2 protein-coding genes are annotated in these 1002 nt (G+C 57.8%); one reads left to right on the top strand and one right to left on the bottom strand.

Annotated elements, in window-relative coordinates:
* Positions 1-623 (bottom strand): bestrophin family protein (locus A3754_RS05040; RefSeq protein WP_063518990.1); only part of this gene is annotated, 623 nt, incomplete at its 3' end.
* Between the two features lie 196 nt (positions 624-819).
* Between A3754_RS05040 and A3754_RS05035 the strand changes: the two genes are divergently transcribed.
* The coding region (locus tag A3754_RS05035; protein WP_231880489.1) for an AraC family transcriptional regulator N-terminal domain-containing protein at positions 820-1002 on the top strand (183 nt) is incomplete at its 3' end.

Below are 1002 nucleotides of genomic sequence, written 5' to 3'. Positions count from 1 at the left end.
GGCAAGGGCGTGGACGCAATACGTTCACTGGCGGCCTGGATACCGCTCAGCGCCGCCAGTCGTTCATCGAGTATCTTCAGCCCCATGCTGTCCAGCGCCCCCTGCCGGTACTGCTCACCCAGTATGGCGCCGGCCTGTGCCAGCAACGCATCCGCCGGGTTGGCTTTCGCCAGCGCCGCATCCCGCTGTTCCGCTGACACCCAGGCCAACAGTTCCTCGTTGACGGTTTCGCGGCGAAGCTGGCCCTTCAGCGCCACCGCATGGGCCAGCACCGGCATCAACAATGCTCGCCGGGCCGAAGCCTTTTCGCCCAGTAATGTGCCGCTGGCTCGAGCCAGGCTGCGAATTTCAGTGACCATCTGGCCCCATTGTTTGCGCGCTTCCCACCAGCGGTCATAGGCCGCGTTATTGCGAAAGCCGAGCAGGATCGACAACACGATGCCGAGCAGGGTCACCGGCATAATCGTCAGGCTGGTCAGGTCTATCAGTTGGTAGTGACTGAGCGCGGCAACCACCACAGAAAATAATGCAACAAAGAGAATGTGTGGCAGGATTTCCGGCACCACTGATCCCCGCAGGGCAAATAACAGGGCGATGGCATTGGGGCGCTCTCGAACAATCATGGTCTCTATCCGCTGACAGTCAGCCCTGATGGTAAGCAATCGTGGGGGCGATTGGCAGAAGGGGTGGAAACAAAAAAGGTTCTTCGTGGATTAGGGAACCTCTGAATAACACGCTTCTCGCCGTCTGACAGGTTTATCGCGAATACCCGATACTTTACCAAACGCATCAACGCCGGATGCCTGACGTAAACCCCCCATGAACCATAAAAAATCAAGCTATCTGGCCAGCTCGGTACACTTGCCAGTACTCGGGCAGATTGTTGATGCCTCACCGGATCATCCCTACCTGGCGGTAAAAATTGATGTGGACCCGCAGGAAGTCACCGACCTGGTGCTGGAACTGGGAGACAAGGTTGGCCGTTATGAGCCAAGCGAAGAA

Source organism: Alcanivorax sp. HI0083 (assembly GCF_001635175.1).
Note: the sequence above shows the minus strand (reverse complement) of the source record. Positions and strands in the feature narration are given on the sequence as shown.